This is a genomic window from Hymenobacter agri, assembly GCF_054778495.1.
Genome location: NZ_BAAGZM010000565.1, coordinates 1 through 2,794 on the forward strand (window position 1 = coordinate 1; position 2,794 = coordinate 2,794).

The 2,794-nt window shown below is 64.5% G+C and carries 3 protein-coding genes; 1 reads left to right on the forward strand and 2 read right to left on the reverse strand.

Features of this window, described 5'->3' with window-relative positions; translation table 11 throughout:
- Nucleotides 1–329, forward strand: a 329-nt coding sequence (locus tag ACYVDE_RS19410; protein WP_460503192.1) for a hypothetical protein, incomplete at its 5' end; no start/stop codon positions are given.
- A gap of 79 nt (nt 330–408) precedes the next feature.
- On the opposite strand, the gene ACYVDE_RS19415 is transcribed toward ACYVDE_RS19410, so the two are convergent.
- Both ACYVDE_RS19415 and ACYVDE_RS19420 read right to left on the reverse strand, forming a co-directional pair.
- Entirely contained in the window at nt 409–909 is a 501-nt protein-coding gene (locus ACYVDE_RS19415; protein ID WP_460503193.1) for a hypothetical protein, read from the reverse strand.
- Between the two features lie 112 nt (nt 910–1,021).
- The coding region (locus ACYVDE_RS19420; RefSeq protein WP_460503194.1) for a TonB-dependent receptor plug domain-containing protein at nt 1,022–2,794 on the reverse strand (1,773 nt) is incomplete at its 5' end.

A 2,794-nucleotide genomic window follows, 5' to 3' on the forward strand; every position in this document is an offset into this window, starting at 1 on the left:
CGCTCACGGCTAACCCGGCCCACCGGCTGCAGTTCGACGTGCTGGGCGGTGTGGGCGTGGAGCGCGGCCTGACGCACTATCAGGGCTCGCGCACCGACAATACCCAGGGCTCCCTCGTCACGACGTCCTTCGACACGCAGTCGGCGCAGACTACCTACCTGCTCACCGGCGGCGTGGGCGCCCGCTACCGCCTCAGCCGCCGCTTCGAGCTCACCTACGACTTCACCGTGAACAAGGCCCTTAATGCGACGGATGGTAACATCAACGCCCAATCCAGCACGCTCACCACCAGCCAGGCCCTGGGCCTGCGCTTCCGCTTCGGGCGCTAGCAGTCGTCCGGAAGGATAACCAAAACGGCCACTCCCGGGAGGGGGTGGCCGTTTTGGCTGGGGCAGCGCTGGCCCGACGCTAATAGGCAGAATACGTCCTTATCTGCACCGACGTGGTGCCACTGGCATCGGTATAAGGCGCGGTGAAAGTAGACAGAGTCGTTGCTGAGAGTGTCTGCACGTGGACGGACGTGGCGCCCGGCTGATTGGGGTTGACCACAATCTCCGTTTCATTCGCGGCAAACGCCCACGTTCCTTTGGTCAGGAATCCAGGATAAGTCGCACTGCATTTCACCGTCCCTTCGTCTACCGTAAAAGATTTATCGGCGTGGTAGTACTCCAGGTCGTCGAGCGCGCAGGGGTCGAAATTGCTAAGCGGGTAATTGGTCGTGGTAACTACCCCAGCAGCGGTGGTTTCGCGTATTGCAAAACCATCCAGCTTCCAGCCCGGCGTGGTTAGCCATATTTCTCGCTGCGAAGGTTCGGGGGGCGCTGGCTCGCTGTTCTTTTTGCAGCAGGTGAGCCCTGTCGTACTACCGACAAGCAGAACCAGGGTCAACCATCGAAAAGATGTGCTCATGAGTGAAAAGCAGAAGTCGATTTTGCTTGTAACGTTTCCACACCCAAATTATTAGCTCATCAAACCCGCTCCGCTACAAAACTTTTGTTTGCGCGTGGGGCGCACCACGCACTCAATCCGGCCGCTTGTCCAAATCCACTTTCGTCTTGTTAATCGAGATGAACACGCCTACGAACAGCATGCGCGGGGCGGGCGGCAGCACGGCGGCGCTGCGGTACTGCCCGGCGGCATCGGGGGTGCCGGCGAAGGTGTAGCCGTAGATATTCTGGCGGTTCAGCACGTTGCTGGCCGACACGTACACGATGGTGAACTGCTTGAACAGGTGGGTGAGGTAGCTCACGTTCAAACTCAGGTCCTGGTAGGCGGGCAGGGTGGCCTGGTTGTAGCCGGGTTGGTTGGGGTCGAAGTAGCGGCGGCCGCTGCCGTAGCTATAGGTGAAGCCGAACTGGGTGTGCATTTTGGCCACGTAGTACTTGGCCACTACGCTCAGGTTGTGCCGCGCGGCGAAGGTGGGGATGGCGGCCACCGGGTCGGCCCGGTACTGGCGGCGGGTGTCGAGCAGGCCGTAGCTCACCCAGTAATCAGCCATTTTGAATGTGCCCCGGTCGCGGAACAGCACATCGAGGCCGCGGGCGTAGCCGCTGCCGGCGTTCTGGTAGCCGGCGGGGTTGAAGACGTTGGCGCGGTCGTAGGTGACGAGCTGGCGGTAGTTTTTCTGGTAGGCTTCGGCGCGCAGGGTGCGGTCGTGCACGGTGCGCTCGTACAGCAGGCTGTAGTGCTCGGCCCGCTCGAAGTTCAGGGCATGGCTCACGCGCAGCAGGTCGGTGGTGGGGGTTTGGTAGAAGTAGCCCCAAGCGGCCGAGAGCTGGCTGTGCTCGCCGGTTTTGTAGGCCAGCCCCAGGCGCGGCGCGGCGTTGAACTGGCGCAACAGGGTCGAATACTCGGCCCGCGCCCCCACCCGGGCGGCGAGGCGGTGGCTCAGCACCATTTCGCTTTCCACGAAGCCGCTGCCGCGCTGCTCATCCACGGCCAGGGCCAGTGTGCTAGCGTCGGCCGAGGCCTGGTACTGCTGGCGGTAGCGCTGGGCGTAGCCTTCGAGGCCTATTTTGAGGTTGAACCAGGTGCTGGCCGAGTCGTTGGTGAGCACCACCCGCGCCACGGCCGACTGGTCGAGGTCGCGCACGCGCTGCACGTCGGGTTGAATCAGGTTGTCATCCACCGTCAGGGCCAGGCCGGTGTTCAGGCTCCAGCCGCGCACGAGCGGGGCCCGGTAGGTAGCGTTGAGGTAGGCGTTGTCGTTGGCCAGAGCCACGGGGTGGCCGGTTTCGGTGTAGGCGGGGCTGGGGTCGGGCTGGCGCAGGGCCAGGCGCTGGCGGCTGTAGGTGCCGTAGAGCTTCAGCATGCCGGCCTCCCCTACCTTGTGGGCCACCTTGAGCGAGCCGCCCAGGGCCAGCGGGGCGCGGTCCCAGCCCAGGTTCTGGGGCACGAGGTTGTAGTAAGGCGCGAGGTTGGTGTAGTCGGCGCTCACGGCCACCGAGGTGCGCTCCCAGCGCCGGGTGCGGCCCAAGCTACCGCCCACCGACATCAACGACACGCTACTCTGCGTCTCAGGGGCCAAATCCGTCGAGTTCTGCACCACCACGGCGCTCAGCGCCTGCCCGTACTCAGCCGAGTAGCCGCCCGTGCTGAACACCAGCCCTTTGAACAGAAAGGGCGAAAACCGGCCCCGGGCCGCCACGTTGGGCACCGCGCCGGCGTAGGGCGTCTGCACGGGCAGGCCGTCGATGTAGTATTTGGTTTCGGAGGCGGCCCCGCCGCGCACGAACAGCTTACCGTCCTCCCCCACCCGCGTGGTGCCGGGCAGGGCGTTGAGGGCGCCGGCCAC